Below are 18,434 nucleotides of genomic sequence, written 5' to 3'. Positions count from 1 at the left end.
TTCTGTGATGACACACATCAGACGCCGCCCAGCGCTCGCGCTCGCGGCGACGTTCACGGCGTTCGCGCTGGCGGCGTGCTCGCAAGGCGCCGGCGCACCGGACGGTGACGCGTCCGACGCGGACACCGAGGCGCCGGTGACGATCACCGTCGGCAACATGCCCACCACGGAGAACCCGGAGCTACGAGCCGACTTCGAGCGCAAGCTCGATGCCTTCACCGAGGCGCACCCCAACATCACGATCGAGCCTGAAGAGACCGAGTGGGCAGCCGACACGTGGAACGCGCTGATCGCAGGCGGAACGATGCCGACCGTGATCTCTGCTCCCTTCACCGAGATCCAGTCGATGATCGCCCGCGGGCAGGTCGCCGACGTGACCGACTACCTGGCCGACAGCGAGGTCTTCAGCCGGCTGAACCCGTCGGTGCTGGCCGTGGCGCAGGCCGAGGATCGCACCTATGCGATCCCGACCTCCGCATGGACGATGGGTCTGCTGTACAACCGTGACCTCTTCGAGCAGGCTGGCCTCGATCCCGACGCGCCGCCGCAGACCTGGGACGAGGTCCGCACTGCGGCGCAGGCGATCGACGAGCAGACGGAGGCGCAGGGCTTCCTCACCATGACGTTGGACAACACCGGTGGCTGGGTGCTGACCACGATGTCCTACGCCTTCGGCTCCACCCTGGAGAACGAGGACGCCACCGAGGCGACCATCGTCAACGACGCCACGACCGAGGTCCTGGACTACTACCAGCAGCTGCGGTGGGAGGACGAGACGATGGGCAGCAACTTTCTCGTCAACTACGACGACGCCGTGCAGCTGTTCGCATCCGGCCAGGTCGGCATGTTCGTGCAGGGCGCTGACAACTACACCAACATGGTGGTCAAGAACGGGATGGACCCTGAGCACTTCGGGGTGGCGCCGCTGCCGCAGCAGCCTGCCGGGCTGGGCACCCTCTCCGGTGGCAACCTCGCGGTCTTCAGCCCGACGGCGACGCCGGAGCAGCTGGCTGCGGCGGTGGCGTGGGTCGAGTTCCGGGACTTCCTCAAGTACACCGACGAGGAGGTCGCCGTCTCCGAGGCTGAGGCGGCAGCAGCGGATGGCGTGGCCGTCGGGGAGCCTGCGCTGCCCGTCGTCGACCGCGATGTCTACGACCAGTGGCTGGGATGGGTGGAGCCGTACATCAACGTCCCTCGTGAGAACTACGACCTCTACCTCTCGACCGTCGAAGAGGTGACCCTGGTCCCTGAGCCTCCGGCCAAGGCTCAGGAGCTCTACAACACCTTGGACGCCGTGGTCCAAGGAGTCCTGACGAGGCAGGACGCCGACATCGAACAGCTCCTGCAGACAGCCCAGGACTCGTTCCAGTCGGCGCTCGAGCTCGGCTGAGCCGACGCCGGTGGTGCGGTCCGCGGCGTCGCGGACCGCACCGCCGCCCAACCTGAAGGAGGACGTGACGATGGCCGTCACAGACACGACGGTGCGGGCCGCCGTCGAACCCCTCACCGCGCCGCCGCGCCGGCGGCGGCACCGCAGCCCCGCCACGTGGGCGCGCCGCGGAGGGCTGACGACCCTGCTGTTCTTCCTGCCGCTGCTGCTCAGCTTCGGCTACTTCTCGTGGTGGCCGATCCTGCGCAGCTTGATGTTGAGCCTGCAGCAGACCAACTTCATCACCTCGACCTGGGTGGGGCTGGCGAACTTCGAGCGCGTGCTGGCCGACCCGCTGCTGGGGATCGCGGTCTGGAACACGACGTACTTCTCGTTGCTCGCCCTCGTCGTGGGCTTCCCGGTCCCGATCCTGACGGCGGTCTTCCTCGCCGAGATGCGCCGGACGCGCGGCGTGGCTTCGGCGCTGGCCTACCTGCCGGTGATCATCCCGCCCGTCGTGGCGGTGCTGCTGTGGAAGGCCTTCTACAACCCGGGCGCGAACGGCCTGTTCAACACGATGCTCGGGTGGGTCGGTCTCGGCCCGCTCGCCTGGCTGAACGACCCCGATCTCGTCATCCCCTCGCTCGTGCTGTACGCCACCTGGGCGGGGTTCGGCACCGGGGTCATCATCTACCTCGCCACCCTGATGACGATCCGCACCGAGCTCTACGAGGCCGCGGAGATCGACGGCGCCCGGATCCTTCGCCGGTTCTGGCACGTGACGCTGCCACAGATGCGTGGAGTGCTGCTGATCATGCTGCTGCTCCAGCTGATCGGGACCTTCCAGACCTTCACCGAGCCCTACATCATGACCGGTGGTGGGCCGGAGAACGGCAGTCTCACGATCCTGCTGCTGATCTACCGGTACGCATTCGTGGCGGGCGACTACGGCCGCGCCACCGCGCTGTCGCTGCTGCTCGCCGTGGCCCTGTCCCTGCTGTCGGCGCTCTACATGTGGGCCACTCGACGATGGAGCACCTCATGACCACCGCCGGCGCCCCGTCGCGCGCCCGCCGCCGTCGGCCCGCGGACGAGGCCGAACGCAGCATCATCTCGATGATGGACCGTCGGCAGCCGGGCGTCCGCGCGGTCGTGGGCGTGATCGGGACCGGCGTACTGATCGCCCTCGCGGTCACGTGCGCCGGCCCGCTGCTGTGGCTGTTCAAGGCCGCGACCTCCACGAGCACCGAGACGCTGGCGCAGCCGTTCGCGATCTGGCCCAGCGGCATCCAGTGGGACAACATCGTCCAGGCGTTCGCGGAGGTCGACTTCGCCCGGTACCTCGGAAACACGTTGCTCGTGTGCCTCGGCTCGTGGTTCTTCGGGCTGCTGGTCGCGACGACCGGCGGCTACGGCATCGCCGTGCTGCGGCCCGCCTACGCGCGCGTGGTCTCTGCTGCTGTGCTGGCAACGCTGTTCATCCCGGGTGTGATCTCGCTGGTCGCGCTGTACCTGACTGTGATCGACGTGCCGTTGCTCGGCATCAACCTTCTCAACACGTTCTGGGCCGTGTGGCTGCCTGCCTCGGCCAGCGCCTTCAACGTCCTGCTCGTGTCGCGGTTCCTGACCACGATCCCGCGCGACCTGTTCGACGCCGCCAAGATCGACGGCGCCGGAGCCGTGCGGATCTTCCTCGAGATCGTGCTGCCGATGGCGCGGCCCATCATCGGCGTGCTGTCCCTGCTGACCATGGTGGCGGCCTACAAGGACTTCCTCTGGCCGCTGCTCGTGCTCAACAAGCCTGAGCTGCAGCCCATCTCGGTCGCGCTGCCGCGGATCGCCGACAACACCGACCTCGCGGTGCTGATGGCGGCGATGTTCATCTCCGTGCTGGTCCCCGTACTGGTGTTCTTGGCGTTCCAGCGGCAGTTCATCCGCGCGGCCGGCAGTGCGGGAGCCCTGAAGGAGTAGCGCTCAGCCGACCGTGGTCTCGCCGATGACCAGCACGCACGGCTGCGGTTGCCTGCCGCCGACGTGATCGGCACTGAGAACATCTTTCGCCGCGGCTGTTCCGAGGCGGCTGAGCAACGGGTCGATCGTCGTCAGGTGGCGCGTCCCCTGCCCGACGATGGTGCCTTCCCAGTTGTCGACACCCACGAGGGCGACATCATCGGGCACCCGCAGCCCGGCGGCGAGGAGCACCTTCTCGGCCCCCCGGGCAACGTGGTCGTTCCCGCAGAAGATCGCGTCGAACTCGACACCGGACCGCAGCAGAGCGGTGGCTGTCGCTGCGCCCGTCTCCTCTGACCAGTCCCGCTGCGCGTGCACGGCGACCGGCGCCAGTCCCGCTGCCGCCAAGCCCTCCGTGAGGCCCTGGAGACGCTCGGTGGCAGCGATATCGTCAGCCGCCGTCAGGTGCGCGACTCGCCGTCGACCGATCTCCAGGAGGTGCTGGGCGGCCAGCCGCCCCGCCATGACGCCGTCCGGCACGAACGTCGCGTCGTCGGGGCCGTCCGTGCTGGTGAACACGTAGGTGACCGGAACGGAGAACGAGTGGGTCACCGACCGCAGGTTGTAGTGCGGGCCGTCGCCGATGACCAGCAGCCCATCGATCCGCCGTGCCCGGAGCCGGCGGATGCTCGCCTCGAGCACCTCCGCGTCGAAGGCCGCGTCGTAGAACAGGGTCGCGTGCTCGTGCCGCCCGAGGTAGGAGGCTGCCCCGACGAGGATCGGCGCCGACCACGTCCCGATCGCGTTCTGCGTGAGGATGCCGATCGTCTGGGATCGGCCGCGCGCGAAGGACTGCGCTAGCGCGTTGGGCTGGAAGTCGAGGCGCCGTGCGACCTCTTCGATGCGCGCTCGAGTGGCCTCGGAGATCCGAGCGCTGCCGTTCAGCGCCTTCGAGGCGGTCGACAACGACACCCCGGCGACCTTGGCGACGTCGCTGAGCGTGACCTTCTTCGAGTCCGGCATCGTCTCGATCGTAGTGACCCGGGCAGCGGCTCTGGACGACAACGGACCGCTGACGGAAAGCGCTTGCCGGATCGGCCGCCGTCGGGCACACTGGACGTGATCCGTCCTGCCACCCCAAGGAGCATCCGTGCCCAGCGAACGACCCGTCGCCCTCGTCACTGGAGGGAACCGCGGTATCGGCCTCGGCATCACCGAGGCTCTGCTGGCCGAGGGGTACGCCGTCGCCATCCTCGCGACCCGTGAGGAACCGGTCGACCTGATCGCCCTTCTTCGCGAGAAGGGTGAGGTCATCTACGTCCGTGGCTCGGTCGCCGAGCTCGACGACCACGCCCGCTACGTCGACGCCGCGCTCGAGCGGTGGGGCCGGATCGATCTGCTGGTCAACAACGCCGGCGTCGCGCCGAGCGTGCGGGCCGACATCCTCGAGGCCGAGGCCGAGAGCTTCGACCGGGTACTCGGCATCAACCTGCGCGGTCCCTACTTCCTGACCCAGCGGGTGGCGAACGCCATGATCGCCCAGCGGGGCGAGAGCGACGGCATGCCCGCCCAGCCCGTCGGAACGATCATCAACGTGTCCTCGGTCTCCGCGACCGCGGTCAGCACCAACCGTGGCGAGTACTGCATCTCGAAGGCGGGTGTCGGCATGGCCACCCAGCTGTGGGCGGTGCGCCTGGCACCGGAGGGGATCCTCGTCTACGAGGTGCGCCCGGGCGTGATCGCGACCGACATGACGGCCGGCGTGCAGGCCAAGTACGACGAGCTGTTCGCCGGCGGGCTCGCCCCGATGCCGCGGTGGGGCACCCCGGCGGACGTGGCGGGTGCCGTCGTGCAGCTCGCCGCCAAGCGGATGCCCTACTCGACCGGGGACGTCATCACGGTCGGCGGCGGCATGCAGATCCCCACCCTCTGACCCTGCCACGTGCCGCGGCGCCCGCCCGAGCCACCATCACCGATCTCGGCGACAGCCCGAGGAGACTGAACCGATGACCGCACCGTTGACCGCACCGCTCGACAACGACGCCAACCCCGGGCTGGAGCCCGCGCACCTGGAGCAGGCGGACCAGGTGGTCCTCGGTGACCCCGACGCCGCGCCCCGGCTCACGATCGCCGGCCAGGAGATCCCGGTGGTGGCCGCGAACACCGTGGTGGTGGGCACCGGGTCCGCCGGCTACTGCGCCGCCGACCGGCTGTGGGAGTTCGGGCAGACCGACGTGGTCATGGTCGCCGACAAGATCAACGCGGGTTCCTCGCGCAACGCCGGCAGCGACAAGCAGACCTATTACAAGCTGACCCTGTCGGGCGGTGACGACGACTCGGTCCACGAGATGGCGCAGACGCTGTTCTCCGGCGGTGCGATGGACGGCGACAACGCGCTCGCCGAGGCGGCGCTGTCCGCGCGCGGGTTCCTGCGGCTGTGCGACCTCGGCGTGCCGTTCCCGCAGAACCGGTACGGCGAGTTCATCGGCTACAAGACCGACCACGACCCGCGCCGCCGCGCCACGTCGGTCGGGCCGTACACCTCCCGCTCGATGGTCGCCCAGCTCGAGAAGAAGGTCGCGCGCAACGGCACGCCGGTGTACGACGAGTGCCGCGTCGTGGACCTCGTGCGAGCCGAGGACGGCCAGATCGCCGGCCTCCTGGTGTTCCGCACCGACGTGAAGCCCGGCTCGGAGCAGAGCCCGTACCTGCTGTTCCGGTGCACGAACATCGTGTACGCGACCGGCGGCCCGGCCGGCATCTACGCCACACGGGTGTTTCCCAACGGGCAGTGGGGCGCCAGCGGCGCGGCCTACCGCGCCGGCGTGCACGGCAAGAACCTCACCGAGTGGCAGTTCGGCCTCGCCTCGATCAAGCCGCGCTGGAACGTCTCCGGCACCTACATGCAGGTGATCCCGCGGTTCGTCTCCACCGATGCGGACGGCAACGACGAGCGCGAGTTCCTCACCGAGACGATCCCGGACTACGGCCGGCTGGTGTCGCTGGTGTTCCTCAAGGGCTACCAGTGGCCGTTCGACATCAGGAAGGCTCGTGACGGGTCCAGCCTGATCGACCTCCTCGTCTACCGCGAGACCGTGGTGCGGGGCCGCCGCGTCTTCCTGGACTTCCGGTCGAACCCCGTGCAGGAGACCTTCGACCCGAGCGCGCTGTCGCCCGAGGCCTTCGAGTACCTGGAGCGTGCGGGCGTGCTGTTCGGCACCCCGATCGAGCGGTTGCGGCGCATGAACGAGCCCGCCTATCAGTTCTACCTGGGCAAGAACCCGTACGTGGACCTCGAGAAGGAGATGCTCGAGGTCGACGTGTGCGCCCAGCACAACAACGGCGGCCTGCTGGTCGACGCGTGGTGGCAGTCGAACGTGCCCGGGTTCTTCCCGGTCGGCGAGGCCGGGGGCGCGCACGGCGTCTACCGACCCGGCGGCGCAGCGCTGAACTCGGGCCAGGTGGGGGCCACACGTGCGGCCCGGTACGTCTCGGCCGCCCGCACCGACGCGCCGATCGGTGAGCCCGCGTTCGTGGCGGCGGCCGAGCCCGTGGTGAGCGACGCCGTCGGCCTCGTCGCGCGAGCGACCGAGCGAGCGGCCGCGGGTACGCCGGACAACACCGGTGACCTGCTGCGTGAGGTGCAGGCGCTGATGAGCGAGAAGGCCGGGCCGGTGCGCAGCGCCGCCTCGATCGACGAGGCGCTCGAGCAGGTGCACTCCTGGCTCGCCTCCTACGGCGAGCTGATCAGCGCCGACGGCACCTCGCGACGGTCGATCAACCGCACCTTCCTGGTGCGCGACATCCTCGTGACGTCCTACGTGTACCTGAGCGCGATGAGGGACTACGTGGCGCACGGCGGTCGGTCGCGGGGATCGGTGCTCTACACCGACCCCTCGGGCGAGCTGCCGCAGGTCGGGTACGGCGAGCGCGCCGAGCAGCCGCTGGAGCTGCCGGAGCTGTTCCGGTTCACCCTCGACGGCGGAGCGCTCGACGGCGAGATCCAGGAGGCCTCGTACCTCACCGAGGGCGTCGACCCGGCAGGCACCCCGGAGTTCCGCTGGCGCCCGGTGCGGCCGATCCCCGCTGACGACGACTTCTTCGAGAACGTGTGGCGCGACTTCCGCGAGCACGGGAACGTGTACTGACTCAGTCCCACTGCAGCCGCATCAGCTCGGTGTCGGTGGTCAGCAGGACTCCGTCGGAGAGCTCGGTGACGCTGGCGTAGGAGCCGACCGGTACGGGCAGCGACCACAGCGTCGACCCGTCGACCGCGTCGACGGCGAGCACCCTGCCCTCGCGGGGGTCCGACATCAGGAACACCTCACGGCTCGCACCGATCGCCATGGCGCCCGGTAGCTCCCAGCGGGTGCCGCCGGTCAGCTTGTCGAGGGCGAGCACGCGCTCGTTCTGAGGACCCCAGCACATGGCCAGGACGGTGCCGCCGAGCCTGGCGCTGAAGTAGCACTCCTCGTCGGTTCGCAGCCACAGCTCGGTCTCGTCGATCCGCCGCGACGCCGCGAGCAGCGTGTCGCCGGCTTGGGTCAGCACGATCGGACCGCCGAGGTCGTCGTCGATGCTGAGCCACGCCTCGCCCGGGCCGAGCTCGAACCGTCCGTCGGCGGTCGTGACGATCGGCGTGCTGTCCGACCCGAGCTCGACCTCGACACCGTCGCCCAGGGGCCACCTGGTGGTCGGTGCCTGGGCGCCCGTCACGAGGTCGATCTCGATCGCCGAGAAGTCGATCAGCACGGAGGTCGAGCTGACACGCAGCTGCGCGTACACCGGGTCAGACGCCGTCTCCGCAGCATCGGCGGCGACCCTCCAGCGTTCGGTGCCGTCCGGCTCGACCAGCACCACGTTCTCGATGTCGACATCGGTGGCTTCGATGACGGCCAGGTCGTCGCCGGCCAGCACGGCGGCGATCGCGCCCGGGTGCGACCGCGTCTGGCGGGCGCCGTCCTCCGTGTCGATCGTGACCACCACGGCATCGGTGCTGCCAGGGTCTTCCACGCACACGATCGGGAGGTATCGGCTGCAGGTCTGCGCTTCGTCGTGGAAGCGCCAGATCTCGGTGCCGGTCGCCAGGTCGATCCCCAGCACGCTTCCTTGCAGTCTGGGGTCGTTGTCGACCACGACAGCCCGTCCGCCGTCGGCCAGGATGGTCTCGGGATAGCGCAGCGCGGTCTCCCAGACCACGGTGGGGGCCTCGCCGATGTCGAGATCGAGCAGCCCGATCTCGGCGCCCTGCCCCTGACCGAGCACGATCGGGGTGGGCACGGCGTTGGCCGCGCCGAGGCCCACGAGCGCCAGCGCGGCGAGCGCCCACGGCCACGGCCGCGCCCGCCTCGGACGACCCGACGGCGTGCCAGCACGCTCGCCGTCGTCGCTCGCCTCAGCGAGATCGAACTCGTCGACGGCGGCCATGGTCGCCATTGTCACGCGCCAGGGCGACGGGCACCTCCCGAACGCGCAGGGGCTCGGGCGTCCTCCACCTCACCCGCACGGCTGACATGGCCAGACCAGCCTCGTGAGCGCGTCCTCGGTGAGCACCGTCGCGCCGTCGGGCGTGGCGACGACGGCGATCACGTCACCCAACCGGTGACGCCACAGCTCGTCCCCGGTCCGGATGTCGAGCGCGGCGAAGGCGTCGTCAGCGCTCAACCGCAGCAGCGTGGTGCCTGCGCCCGCGAACGTGTCCGGCCAGGAGCCCGCGGGGAGCCGCCAGAGCTCGTCCCCGGTGAGCTGGTCGTGGCCGCTGACGGTCACGTCGTCGCCGACGCCGGCGGTCATCACCACGCCGGCCAGCCGGGCCAGCGCGAACGTGATGAGCCGGTCGTCGTCGGCGTCGTCCTCACCCGGCAGCGTCCAGAGCTCGCGTCCCTCCGCGTCGGTGGCCCGCAGCAGCGGGCCGACCATGTCGATCTGGACGTCACCCCCGACGCCGTCGTCGACCTGCATCGGGAGCGCCTCGGCGCGCGTCGTCACCTCACCGTCGCTGCTGACCCAGTAGTGCCGCGGGTCCTCCACGCCTGCGAGCTCCACCCCGACGCCGAGCGCGCTGGTCCAGACCGCCCAGGTCCCGGGCTGCAGCTCGCCGGTGCGCGTGTCGACGGCGTACGTGATGCCTCCGCCGACCACCAGCAGGTGGTCCACGAGGGCCGACAGCAGCCTGCCGCCGCCGCCGTCGTCGCTGTCCACGGCCGCGCCCTCGAACGGGGTGTCCCAGAGCATCTGGCCGTCGTCGTCGAACGCCATGAGATGACCGCCGTCGACGTCGGCCGCCACCACCAGCCCGCCGTCGAGCGCGATCGCGTGGACGGCGCCCGGGATCCGGAGCACCTCGGTGTCGCCGGTCGCGGGATCGAGGACGGTGACGACGCCGTCGGCGCCCGACCGGGTGGTGCAGACCACCCGGGTCGTGATGCTGCAGACGCCTGCCGGGGCGCCCAGCTGCCAGCGAGGCTCTCCGGTCGCGACGTCGAAACCGGTGACCGGGTCGGTCACGGCGATGACGACGTCACCCACGCGCTGCAGCGGCGGCCATCCGGCAGCGGTCACGGCGTCGAGGCCGACGGACCACGCCACCGCCGGGGCCACGGTGAGGTCGACGTCGAGGATTCCGTACCGGGGCGTCTGCTCGGTGCCCGCGCCGAGGGGGAGCGGTCGATCGGGCGCGGCGCCGGCACCCACGACCACGAGCACGACGGCCCACGCCGTCCAGAACCAGGGGCCGTGCCGCGACCGCTGCACCGGCCTGGCATCGGTCTCGCGGCGCTCCTCGGCGAGGTCGAACTCATCGACGTCGGCCATCGGCATCTCACCTCTGGTGCTCATCGTGCCGCGGGGGAGGCCTCGATCGGGCGTGGTTGGCGACGCGTCGTGCCTGAGCAGGTCTGCGGTGCCTCGGTAAGTCGGTGGCTGCTGCCAAGATGTCGCCGTGACCCGCCGTGCAGCGTTGTTGTTCATCGGGCTCGGCATCGCGTGGGGCATCCCGTACCTGCTGATCAAGATCGCGCTGACCGAGCTGAGCCCGGCCACGCTCGTGCTGGTGCGCACGGCGCTCGCGGCGGTGCTGCTGCTGCCTTTGGTCCTGCTGCGCCGTGAGATCGCGCCGGTACTCGCCCGGTGGCGACCGGTGCTCGCCTTCGCCGCCGTCGAGGTGGCGATCCCGTGGCTGTTCCTCAACCGTGCCGAGCAGGTGCTGCCGAGCTCCACGACCGGTCTGCTCATCGCCTCGGTCCCGCTGGCCGGGCTCGCCATCGCGTTCCTCACGGGGCGTGCCGAGCGGCTCGGTGTCCGAGGATGGCTCGGGCTCGCGCTCGGGATCGCGGGCGTCGCCGCCCTCGTCGGGCTCGACGTCGGCGGCAGCGACCTGGGTGCCGTGCTCGAGGTGGGCGTGGTGGTCATCGGCTACGCGATCGGGCCCGTGATCCTCAGCCGGTACCTGTCCGACCTGCCGGCGCGCGCGGTGATCGCGGTCGCCCTGAGCGCCACCGCGCTGGTCTACCTGCCGCTGACCCTGCTCACGGGTGGGCTGCCGAGCGCGTGGCCCAGCGGCCAGGTGCTGCTCGCCGTGGTGATCCTCGCGGTGGTCTGCACCGCGGCGGCGTTCCTCATGCTCTTCGGTCTGGTGGCCGAGCTCGGCCCGGTCCGCGCCACCACGATCACCTACGTCAACCCCGCCGTCGCGATGATCGCGGGCGCGATCGTGCTCCAGGAGCCGATCACCGTGGTCAAGGTCGTCGGGCTGGTGCTGGTCCTCGCCGGCTGCTACCTCGTGACTAGGCCGCAGCGCATCGTCCTCGTTCCGCCGGAGAGCGCTGTGGGGTCGCCTGGGTCCACGGGGTAGACCGAACCGACCCCGAACACGGTCAGCCCAGACGGATGACGGCCTCCGGCGTCAGGACGATGAGGTAGTCGTCGGTTACGGTCACCCTCGGATTCACGCCCGCTACAGGGACCGACCAGCGGGGCACACCGGTGCGCGGATCGACGCCCTGGACGCTTCCTGCAAGAGAAAGCACGAGTGTGTCCGCCGTCGCCGGTACGGAACCGAACCCGGTCGTCCCGGTGTGCTCCCAAAGATGCTCAGTAGTCAGCTGGTCGATGGCGCGCATGCGGAGTGTGCCGATCCCGCTCGAGGGCAGGCACTGCTCGACGAGCGCGCCTTGCAGGCGGGCCAGGAGAAGACAATCGAGGTCCGCCGAAGGGGTGAACGTGGCCGAGCCGCCATCCCAGGTCGACACGAGGGCGCCGTCCGAGCTCGAGTGCAGCGAGACAGGGCCGCCGAGGGCGTCGTCGACCTCGAGGAGCAGCTCACCCGGCGGCACGTGGACCTCCCTGCCGTCTGCGAGCGTGACCAGGGTCGAACCGTCCTCGAGAGTCTCTCGGAGTGCGTCGTTCGCGTCCGACTCCAGGTAGGGGAGCTCCCGCGCCTCGCCGGTCTCGAGGTCGAACCAGCCGCTCGCGGCGGAGACGTACCCGCCCACCACGTCGAGACCAAAGTAGCCCGAGTCCGCGAGGCCTGAGTACCTCAGTCTCGACCGCCACATCTCAGCGCCCCAGTCGTCGATGCGCACGAGCTCGGCGATGGCTGTGCTGCCGCCTTCGACGACCAGCAGGCCGCCGCCGTCGAGCCTGGTGGCGACGACCGCACCTGCGTGCGTCACCGGACGCGTGGCGGTACCGTCCGCCGCATGGTTCGTGACGCGTGCATCGGGTGAACCCTGGTCCTGCACGCACGTCACAGCGTCGGCGCCGAGCACACAGGTCCCGTCGGTCAGTCGCCAGAGCTCCGCGCCGGTGCGTGCATCGAGACCGACGGTCGTGGAATCGGGCCATGGTTCGTCGACGGCGGGGCTCTCGCTGCCCAGCCCGATGACCACGGTGCCGTCGACCGCACCGAGCACCTCGACCGCTGAGAGCTCCGCCGTCCACGCGACCCTCGGCTCGGTCATCAGGTCGAGGTCGAGGACGTTCCAGGCGATGCCGTCCTCCAGGGGTGGGTAGATCGGGCCTGGTGAGGTGAGCACACCGCCGACCACGAGCGCGACGCCGACCACGGCCCAGGTCGTTGCCCGTCTGCTCGCCGGCAGCGGCGTGCTCGCACGCGCCGGCGCAGCACCGGGCACGTGCTCGGCGAGGACGAACTCCTCGGCCTGGTTCGTCATGGGCTCACCGGGTCGACGACGACCGTGATCTCGGGGTCGGCGAGGGCGGTGCAGATCGCGTGATCGGCGCTGGGCTCGCACACCCAGTCCGAGCGGTAGGCGGCGGCCTCGAGCGTCGTGAACACCTCGGGGTCGAGCAGCATCGTGGCGAGATCGCCGGTCGCGGTGTCCAGGACGGCGCCCGTCTGACCCGGTGCCAGCTCGTCGGGTGCGCCAGGTCCACGCCGGAGCACCACCACCACGGTTCCGGTCGGGCGGCCCTCGGCGTCGAAGGACGCGAAGAAGCCCAGGGCCTCCCGAGCGAGAGAGATGGCATCGACGTCGTCGTCGACCATCACGGACGTGAAGCCGTCCAGCCCACCCCACTGCGGGAGCTCAGCGCTCGCCCGCGGCAGCGTGGGCGGCGCGGCGAACGCACCGATCCCGACAGCCGCGACGGCCAGCGCGACCCACGCGTCCGGGCGGTCCCGGTGCCGTTCACGGCTGTGCGATGCCGCTGCCGGCGCACCTACCGGTGCCACGCCCAGCTCGAACTCGTCGACGGCGACCATCGCGGCCATTGTCACCCGGCCGCCTCGTTGCCGCTAGGACAGGTGCGGCTCGACCAGGCGCGCGTACCGCTCGACCATCGTCGCGACCGTCTGCTCGGCCGGCGCTTCCCAGATCTCCTGGTTGAAGATCTCCACCTCGACCGCGCCGGTGTAGCCGGCCTCGGTGACCCAGCGGGTGATCGTGGGGAAGTCGATGTAGCCGTCGCCCATGAAGCCGCGTGAGAGCAGCGGGTCGGCGGCGAGCGGCAGCAGCCAGTCGCAGACCTGGTAGAGCGCGAGGCGACCCTCCCGGCCGGCACGTGCGATCTGCTGCTCCAGCTCCGGGTCCCACCACACGTGGTAGGTGTCGACCAGCACGCCGACGCTCTCCCGAGGGAACGCGCCCGCGATGTCGAGACACTGCCCCAGCGTGGACAGCACGGCCCGGTCGGCCGCGAACATCGGGTGCAGCGGCTCCAGCACCAGGCGCACACCGTGCTCGGCGGCGAACGGCACCAGCTCACCCAGGCGGTCGACCACGCGCTGTCGGGCCGCGACCAGGTCGCGATCGCCGTCGGGCAGGGCGGCGGCGCCGGGCTCGGGATTGGCGGGCAGCCCGCCGACCACGAGCACGAGCTCGCTCGTGCCGAGCGTCGCGGCCTCGACGATCGCGGCCTTGTTGTCGGCGAGGGCGGCCTGCTGGCCCTCGGCGTCGGGTGCGGTGAGGAATCCTCCGCGGCACAGGCTCGAGGTGCTCAGCCCGGCGCCGCGGATGAGCGCTGCCGCTTTCTCAACGCCCACCTCGGCGACGCGATCACGCCACGGTCCGACCGCCGTCAGGCCGGCCTCGGCGGCGACCCGGACCGCTTCCTCGAGCGTGACGAACTTGGTGGTCGCGGTATTGAGAGACAGCCGGTTCACACCGGTGCTCATAGAGAGATCGGCTCCAGCTCGACCCGGCGCCCCTCGGCGGAGGAGGCGAGACCGGCCTCGGCCAGCTGCACGCCGCGGGCAGCCGAGAGCAGGTCGTAGCGGTGCTCCCGACCGGCCACGACGTCGCGGATGAACTCCTCCCACTGGAGCTTGAAGCCGTTGTCGAGGTCGGCGTTCGCGGGGACCTCGAGCCACTGGTCGCGGAACGGCTCGGTCACCGGCAGGTCGGGGTTCCACACCGGCTTGGGCGTGTGGGCGCGGTTCTGGGCGACGCACTTGCGCAAGCCGGCGACGGCGGAGCCGTGTGTCCCGTCGACCTGGAACTCGACCAGCTCGTCCCGGTAGACCCGCACGGCCCAGGAGGAGTTGATCTGCGCGACGATCTCCTCGCCGCTCGGACCCTCCACCTCGAAGATGCCGTACGCGGCGTCGTCGGCCGTGGCGGGGTACTCCGCGCCCTTCTCGTCCCACCGGGTGGGGATGTGCGTGACGGTCTTGGCGACCACGCTCTTGACGTTGCCGAGGATGCCCTCGAGCACGTAGTTCCAGTGGCAGAACATGTCGGTGGTCATGCCACCGCCATCCTCCTTGCGGTAGTTCCAGCTCGGTCGCTGGGCCGCCTGCACGTCGCCCTCGAAGACCCAGTAGCCGAACTCACCGCGCAGGCTGAGGATGCGGCCGAAGAAGCCCTCGTCCACCAGCCGGCGGAGCTTGACCAGGCCGGGCAGGTAGAGCTTGTCGTGCACGACGCCGGCGGTCACGCCGGTCTGCTGGCGGAGCCGCGCCAGCTCGATGGCTTCCTCGAGGGTCTCCGCGGTGGGCTTCTCGGTGAAGATGTGCTTGCCCGCCTTCATGGCGGCCGTGAGCGTGGCGGCCCGCAGCGACGTCATCGAGGCGTCGAAGATGATGTCGACCTCCGGGTCCGCGATCGTGCCCTCGAGATCGGTGGTCCAGCGCTCGATGCCGTGGCGCTCGGCGATCTCCTCGACGGCGTCGGGGCGGCGGCCGATGAGGATCGGCTCGACCTGCACCTTGCTGCCGTCAGCCAGCGTGACGCCGCCCTGCTCCTGGATCGGCAGGATCGAGCGGACGAGGTGCTGGCGATATCCCATCCGCCCGGTGATGCCGTTCATGCCGATGCGGAGCGTGCGGGTGGTCATGGGGTCTCCTGGAGGTCGTGGCCCTGGGAATGCGCTTTCCGTAGCCTAAACGAGGGCCTCGGCGGTGTCAACGAGCTCGTGTGCGATCAGCGTCGTGCGTTCCGCCTCGGGCTGGTCGTCAGCCTGTGGCGGTGTCGGCTCGGTAGCGGCCGGGCGAGCGGCTGCAGCTGCGGGTGAAGTGGGCGTAGAACTGGCTCTGCGAGCCGAAACCGGCTGCGTGGGCGATCTCGGCGGTAGAGAGGCGGGTGGTGATGAGGAGCCGTTGCGCCTCGCTGATCCGGCACCGGGTCAGGTAGGTACCGATGGTGCAGCCCATCACGCGGCGGAACACCGTCATGGCGTGGTTGGGGTGGAGGTGGCTGGCGGCGGCGATGTGTGCGGGCGTCAGTGGATCCCGGAACCGCTCCGCGATCAGGCGGGTCATGAGGATGGCGGCGTCGATGTGCTCGGGGGCGTGCGGTGCGGGCGCGTCATGGGCTGCCTGCCGCAACGTGCGTCGCACCAGCGCCTGCACCTCGAGGAAGGCCAGCTCGTGGTCACCGCGCTCGATGTCCCCGTGCCAGCGGTGGACCGCGGTGGCCGCGTCGTAGTCGAGGTCGGCGGCGTCCACCACGAGCAGGCAAGGCTGCAGCAGCACCGCGAGGTGAGCAGGAGGCAGCGACCATGACAGCACGGTGGTCAGCGGGATGTGCAGCCACAGCACGTCGCCGTCCTCGCTGGTGCCGGGCTGCTGAAGCTGGTGCGGCGTGGTCCCCCAGAACAGGGCGAGCTGACCCGGTCCGACATCGACCTCGGCACCACCGAACAGGTACCGCAGCGCGCCCGTGCGCACGACGTTCAGCTCGACGTCGTCGTGCCGGTGCTGGTGGGGCATCGGCGGCGGGGCGCCACGGCACGTCCAGAGCCCGGCGTGCTCGGTGATCACGCCGTCCGGCATCAGGGACTGAGGGCCCACGCGCCCATCCAACCAAGAGAACCGGAAGAAGCGCGATCAGGACCGGAGGTTTCCACCGGTGCCCGTCCCTAGCGTTGAACCATGACGCGGACGTCCCCCACCATCGCCATCATCGGAGCCGGCGGCTTCGTCTTCCCGTTCCGGCTCTTCGGCGACCTCCTCAGCTTTCCCGCGCTGCAGGGCGCCGAGATCAGGCTCATGGACATCGATGCGGACCGGCTCGACGGCGTCGCTTCGGCCGCGCGCGCCCTCGTGGCCCATCACGGGCTTCCCACCCGCGTGGTGACGACGACGGATCGTCGCCAGGCGCTGGACGGGGCCGACGTCGTGATCATCACCTTCCAGGTCGGAGGTGTCGCTGCCTACCGTCACGACGTCGAGATCCCGCGTCGGTACGGCATCGACCAGACCGTCGGTGACACCGTGGGTCCGGGTGGGGTGTTCAGGTTCCTGCGATCGGTCCCCGCGTACCGCGACATCGCGGCCGATGCGCGGGAGCTGTGCCCCGAGGCGACGTTCATCAACTACGCCAACCCGATGGCGATGGCGACGGCGTACCTCAACGCGCTCGGCCTGCGCACCGTGGGGCTGTGCCACAGCGTGCAGGGCACCACCCGGATGCTCGCGCGCACGCTCGGGGTGCCGTACGAGGAGGTCACCTACCGGTGCGCGGGGATCAACCACCAGGCCTGGGTGCTCGACCTCCGTCACGGTGATGAGGACCTCTACCCCCGGCTGCGGGCCGAGATGCGGGCGCGGCACCAGGTCGGGCGCGGTGCCGGGTCGCTGCGTGCCGATGACGGCGACCACTCCGGTGCTGCCGCCGACGCCAGCACGTACGAGGGCGGCAACGAGCAGGTCCGCACGGACATCATGAACGCCTTCGGGTACTTCCAGACCGAGTCCAGCCACCACGCCTCCGAGTACCTGCCCTACTTCCGCAAGAACGCCGAGCTGGTCTCGGAGTACATCCCGCAGCGGTGGGACTACTACGAGATCTGTGCCGCGCACGACGTCCCGGGTGACCTCACCGATCAGCTCGAGCGCCTGCAGGGTGAGCTGGCACCTTCGGTGGAGTACGGCGCCACCATCGTCAACTCGATCGTCACGGGGGTGCCCAGCGTCGTCCACGGGAACGTGCCGAACGCTGGCTCGCTGATCACGAACCTGCCGGCGGAGGCCTGCGTCGAGGTGCCGTGCCTCGTCGACGCCAACGGTGTGCAGCCCACGGCCCAAGGGGAGCTGCCACCCCAGCTCGCCGCCCTCAACCGCACCAACGTCAACGTGCAGACGCTCGCCGTCCGGGCCGCGCTGACCGGCGACGTCGAGCACGTCCACCATGCCGTCGCGCTCGACCCGCTCACCGCGACGATGTGCACGCTGCCGCAGATCCGTGCGATGACCGACGAGCTGCTGGCGGCCCACGCCGAGCTGCTGCCGCCCGAGCTCCTCGGCGCTGTCGCACCCTCGGAGCGCTGAGCGCCGGGTCGGCCCAGGCCTACCGTGGTCGGATGCTCGCCCGAACCCGCTCGCTGCTGCTCGCCAGCCACCCCGGGCCGACCGCGACGGTCACCCTTCTCGCGGTCGTCCTCGGCATCGGCATCGACCTGCCGGTGTGGCGGGTCGCGGCCCTGGGGATCGCGATCCTCGCCGGTCAGCTCTCGATCGGCTTCTCCAACGACTGGCTGGACGCCGCGCGGGACCGCGCCGTCCGCCGCACCGACAAGCCGGTCGCCCGGGGTGACATCTCGGTCACCACGGTGCGCACGGCCGCCTGGGTCTTCGCTGTGCTCACCGTCCCGCTCTCGTTCGTGCTGGGGTGGCCATCCGCGGTGGCGCACCTCGTCCTGGTGGCCTCCGGCTGGGCCTACAACGCCGTGCTCAAGAGGACGGCGGCCTCGGTCGTCCCGTTCGTCCTCAGCTTCGGGCTGCTCCCCGCCGTCGTGACACTGGCGAGCCAGCCGCCGGCGGCCGCCACGTGGTGGGCGCTGGGCGTCGGTGGTGCCTTCGGCGTCGCGATCCACTTCACCAACGTGCTGCCCGACCTCGACGACGACGCCTCCACCGGCATCGACGGACTGCCCCATCGCCTGGGGCGGGTGGCTGCCGGCGTGGTCGCGTTCGTCGCGCTCGCCGTCGCGGCCACGCTGGTGACGCTCGGACCCGTGCTGTCAGGGACGGCGTCGTCGCCCACTCCGCTCGGGATCGTCGCGCTGGTCCTGTGCCTGGCCATCGCCGCGCTGGGGATCGTCCTTGTCGTGACGCGTCCGCCCGGCCGCCTGCTCTTCCGTCTGATCATCGTGGCGTCACTGGTCGTTGCTGCCAGCCTCGTCCTGGCGGGCACGTCGATGACGGTCTGATCGT

Annotated in this window: 16 protein-coding genes; 8 read left to right on the top strand and 8 right to left on the bottom strand. The window is 70.5% G+C overall.

What is annotated here, in order from left to right; genetic code table 11:
- The first annotated feature begins 7 nt into the window (after window positions 1–7).
- The 3 genes from GPA04_RS05825 (at window position 8) to GPA04_RS05815 (ending at window position 3,340) form a co-directional block, all read left to right on the top strand.
- Window positions 8–1,390: an ABC transporter substrate-binding protein gene (locus GPA04_RS05825; protein WP_156223148.1), complete on the top strand. Its 1,383-nt coding sequence runs from the start codon at window positions 8–10 to the stop codon at window positions 1,388–1,390.
- A 70-nt stretch (window positions 1,391–1,460) separates the two neighbouring features.
- On the top strand, window positions 1,461–2,414 hold the full coding sequence (locus GPA04_RS05820; RefSeq protein ID WP_156223147.1) for a carbohydrate ABC transporter permease: 954 nt from the start codon (window positions 1,461–1,463) through the stop codon (window positions 2,412–2,414).
- On the top strand, window positions 2,411–3,340 hold the full coding sequence (locus GPA04_RS05815) for a carbohydrate ABC transporter permease (RefSeq protein ID WP_241680635.1): 930 nt from the start codon (window positions 2,411–2,413) through the stop codon (window positions 3,338–3,340). The genes GPA04_RS05820 and GPA04_RS05815 overlap by 4 nt, the downstream gene beginning before the upstream one ends.
- 3 nt (window positions 3,341–3,343) lie before the next feature.
- Here GPA04_RS05815 and GPA04_RS05810 read toward each other — a convergent pair whose 3' ends face one another.
- Window positions 3,344–4,342 carry a LacI family DNA-binding transcriptional regulator gene (locus GPA04_RS05810; protein WP_156223146.1) on the bottom strand — a complete coding sequence of 333 codons (999 nt, stop codon included), beginning with the start codon at window positions 4,340–4,342 and terminating at the stop codon, window positions 3,344–3,346.
- A gap of 127 nt (window positions 4,343–4,469) precedes the next feature.
- On the opposite strand from GPA04_RS05810, the gene GPA04_RS05805 reads away from it, so the two are divergent.
- Together GPA04_RS05805 and GPA04_RS05800 are read left to right on the top strand one after the other, a co-directional pair.
- Window positions 4,470–5,252: a 3-ketoacyl-ACP reductase gene (locus GPA04_RS05805; RefSeq protein ID WP_156223145.1), complete on the top strand. Its 783-nt coding sequence runs from the start codon at window positions 4,470–4,472 to the stop codon at window positions 5,250–5,252.
- Between the two features lie 73 nt (window positions 5,253–5,325).
- Window positions 5,326–7,467, top strand: a complete 2,142-nt coding sequence (locus GPA04_RS05800; protein ID WP_156223144.1) for an FAD-binding protein — start codon at window positions 5,326–5,328, stop codon at window positions 7,465–7,467.
- A 1-nt stretch (window position 7,468) separates the two neighbouring features.
- Here GPA04_RS05800 and GPA04_RS05795 read toward each other — a convergent pair whose 3' ends face one another.
- Entirely contained in the window at window positions 7,469–8,746 is a 1,278-nt protein-coding gene (locus GPA04_RS05795; protein ID WP_156223143.1) for a PQQ-binding-like beta-propeller repeat protein, read from the bottom strand.
- Between the two features lie 69 nt (window positions 8,747–8,815).
- The gene (locus tag GPA04_RS05790) at window positions 8,816–10,132 is read right to left on the bottom strand and encodes an outer membrane protein assembly factor BamB family protein (protein ID WP_162458531.1); all 1,317 of its coding nucleotides are present in this window, start codon (window positions 10,130–10,132) and stop codon (window positions 8,816–8,818) included.
- 127 nt (window positions 10,133–10,259) lie between these two features.
- Between GPA04_RS05790 and GPA04_RS05785 the strand changes: the two genes are divergently transcribed.
- Window positions 10,260–11,171, top strand: a complete 912-nt coding sequence (locus GPA04_RS05785; protein WP_156223141.1) for a DMT family transporter — start codon at window positions 10,260–10,262, stop codon at window positions 11,169–11,171.
- A 22-nt stretch (window positions 11,172–11,193) separates the two neighbouring features.
- On the opposite strand, the gene GPA04_RS05780 is transcribed toward GPA04_RS05785, so the two are convergent.
- From GPA04_RS05780 to GPA04_RS05760, 5 genes are all read right to left on the bottom strand, one after another.
- Entirely contained in the window at window positions 11,194–12,492 is a 1,299-nt protein-coding gene (locus tag GPA04_RS05780) for a hypothetical protein (RefSeq protein ID WP_156223140.1), read from the bottom strand.
- The gene (locus GPA04_RS05775) at window positions 12,489–13,058 is read right to left on the bottom strand and encodes a hypothetical protein (protein ID WP_156223139.1); all 570 of its coding nucleotides are present in this window, start codon (window positions 13,056–13,058) and stop codon (window positions 12,489–12,491) included. Before GPA04_RS05775 ends, GPA04_RS05780 begins: the two co-directional genes overlap by 4 nt.
- An 18-nt stretch (window positions 13,059–13,076) precedes the next feature.
- On the bottom strand, window positions 13,077–13,955 hold the full coding sequence (locus tag GPA04_RS05770; RefSeq protein WP_156223138.1) for a sugar phosphate isomerase/epimerase family protein: 879 nt from the start codon (window positions 13,953–13,955) through the stop codon (window positions 13,077–13,079).
- Window positions 13,952–15,115 carry a Gfo/Idh/MocA family protein gene (locus GPA04_RS05765; RefSeq protein ID WP_156223137.1) on the bottom strand — a complete coding sequence of 388 codons (1,164 nt, stop codon included), beginning with the start codon at window positions 15,113–15,115 and terminating at the stop codon, window positions 13,952–13,954. The genes GPA04_RS05770 and GPA04_RS05765 overlap by 4 nt, the downstream gene beginning before the upstream one ends.
- Window positions 15,116–15,233: 118 nt before the next feature.
- Window positions 15,234–16,070, bottom strand: a complete 837-nt coding sequence (locus GPA04_RS05760) for a helix-turn-helix domain-containing protein (protein ID WP_156223136.1) — start codon at window positions 16,068–16,070, stop codon at window positions 15,234–15,236.
- A gap of 81 nt (window positions 16,071–16,151) precedes the next feature.
- Between GPA04_RS05760 and GPA04_RS05755 the strand changes: the two genes are divergently transcribed.
- Entirely contained in the window at window positions 16,152–17,549 is a 1,398-nt protein-coding gene (locus GPA04_RS05755) for an alpha-glucosidase/alpha-galactosidase (protein ID WP_156223135.1), read from the top strand.
- Between the two features lie 32 nt (window positions 17,550–17,581).
- The gene (locus GPA04_RS05750) at window positions 17,582–18,430 is read left to right on the top strand and encodes a UbiA family prenyltransferase (RefSeq protein ID WP_156223134.1); all 849 of its coding nucleotides are present in this window, start codon (window positions 17,582–17,584) and stop codon (window positions 18,428–18,430) included.
- Window positions 18,431–18,434: the final 4 nt, after the last annotated feature.

The sequence above is a fragment of the Pseudactinotalea suaedae genome (assembly GCF_009733815.1).
Lineage (GTDB): Bacteria > Actinomycetota > Actinomycetes > Actinomycetales > Beutenbergiaceae > Pseudactinotalea > Pseudactinotalea suaedae.
Note: the sequence above shows the minus strand (reverse complement) of the source record. Positions and strands in the feature narration are given on the sequence as shown.

Excerpts from the sequence above, each read along its gene's own strand:
- GPA04_RS05755 (WP_156223135.1), top strand. The coding sequence starts at position 16,152 with ATGACGCGGACGTCCCCCACCATCGCCATCATCGGAGCCGGCGGCTTC.
- GPA04_RS05765 (WP_156223137.1), bottom strand. The coding sequence starts at position 15,115 with ATGACCACCCGCACGCTCCGCATCGGCATGAACGGCATCACCGGGCGG.
- GPA04_RS05800 (WP_156223144.1), top strand. The coding sequence starts at position 5,326 with ATGACCGCACCGTTGACCGCACCGCTCGACAACGACGCCAACCCCGGG.
- GPA04_RS05810 (WP_156223146.1), bottom strand. The coding sequence starts at position 4,342 with ATGCCGGACTCGAAGAAGGTCACGCTCAGCGACGTCGCCAAGGTCGCC.
- GPA04_RS05790 (WP_162458531.1), bottom strand. The coding sequence starts at position 10,132 with ATGGCCGACGTCGATGAGTTCGACCTCGCCGAGGAGCGCCGCGAGACC.
- GPA04_RS05815 (WP_241680635.1), top strand. The coding sequence starts at position 2,411 with ATGACCACCGCCGGCGCCCCGTCGCGCGCCCGCCGCCGTCGGCCCGCG.
- GPA04_RS05770 (WP_156223138.1), bottom strand. The coding sequence starts at position 13,955 with ATGAGCACCGGTGTGAACCGGCTGTCTCTCAATACCGCGACCACCAAG.
- GPA04_RS05780 (WP_156223140.1), bottom strand. The coding sequence starts at position 12,492 with ATGACGAACCAGGCCGAGGAGTTCGTCCTCGCCGAGCACGTGCCCGGT.
- GPA04_RS05750 (WP_156223134.1), top strand. The coding sequence starts at position 17,582 with ATGCTCGCCCGAACCCGCTCGCTGCTGCTCGCCAGCCACCCCGGGCCG.
- GPA04_RS05795 (WP_156223143.1), bottom strand. The coding sequence starts at position 8,746 with ATGGCCGCCGTCGACGAGTTCGATCTCGCTGAGGCGAGCGACGACGGC.
- GPA04_RS05820 (WP_156223147.1), top strand. The coding sequence starts at position 1,461 with ATGGCCGTCACAGACACGACGGTGCGGGCCGCCGTCGAACCCCTCACC.
- GPA04_RS05825 (WP_156223148.1), top strand. The coding sequence starts at position 8 with ATGACACACATCAGACGCCGCCCAGCGCTCGCGCTCGCGGCGACGTTC.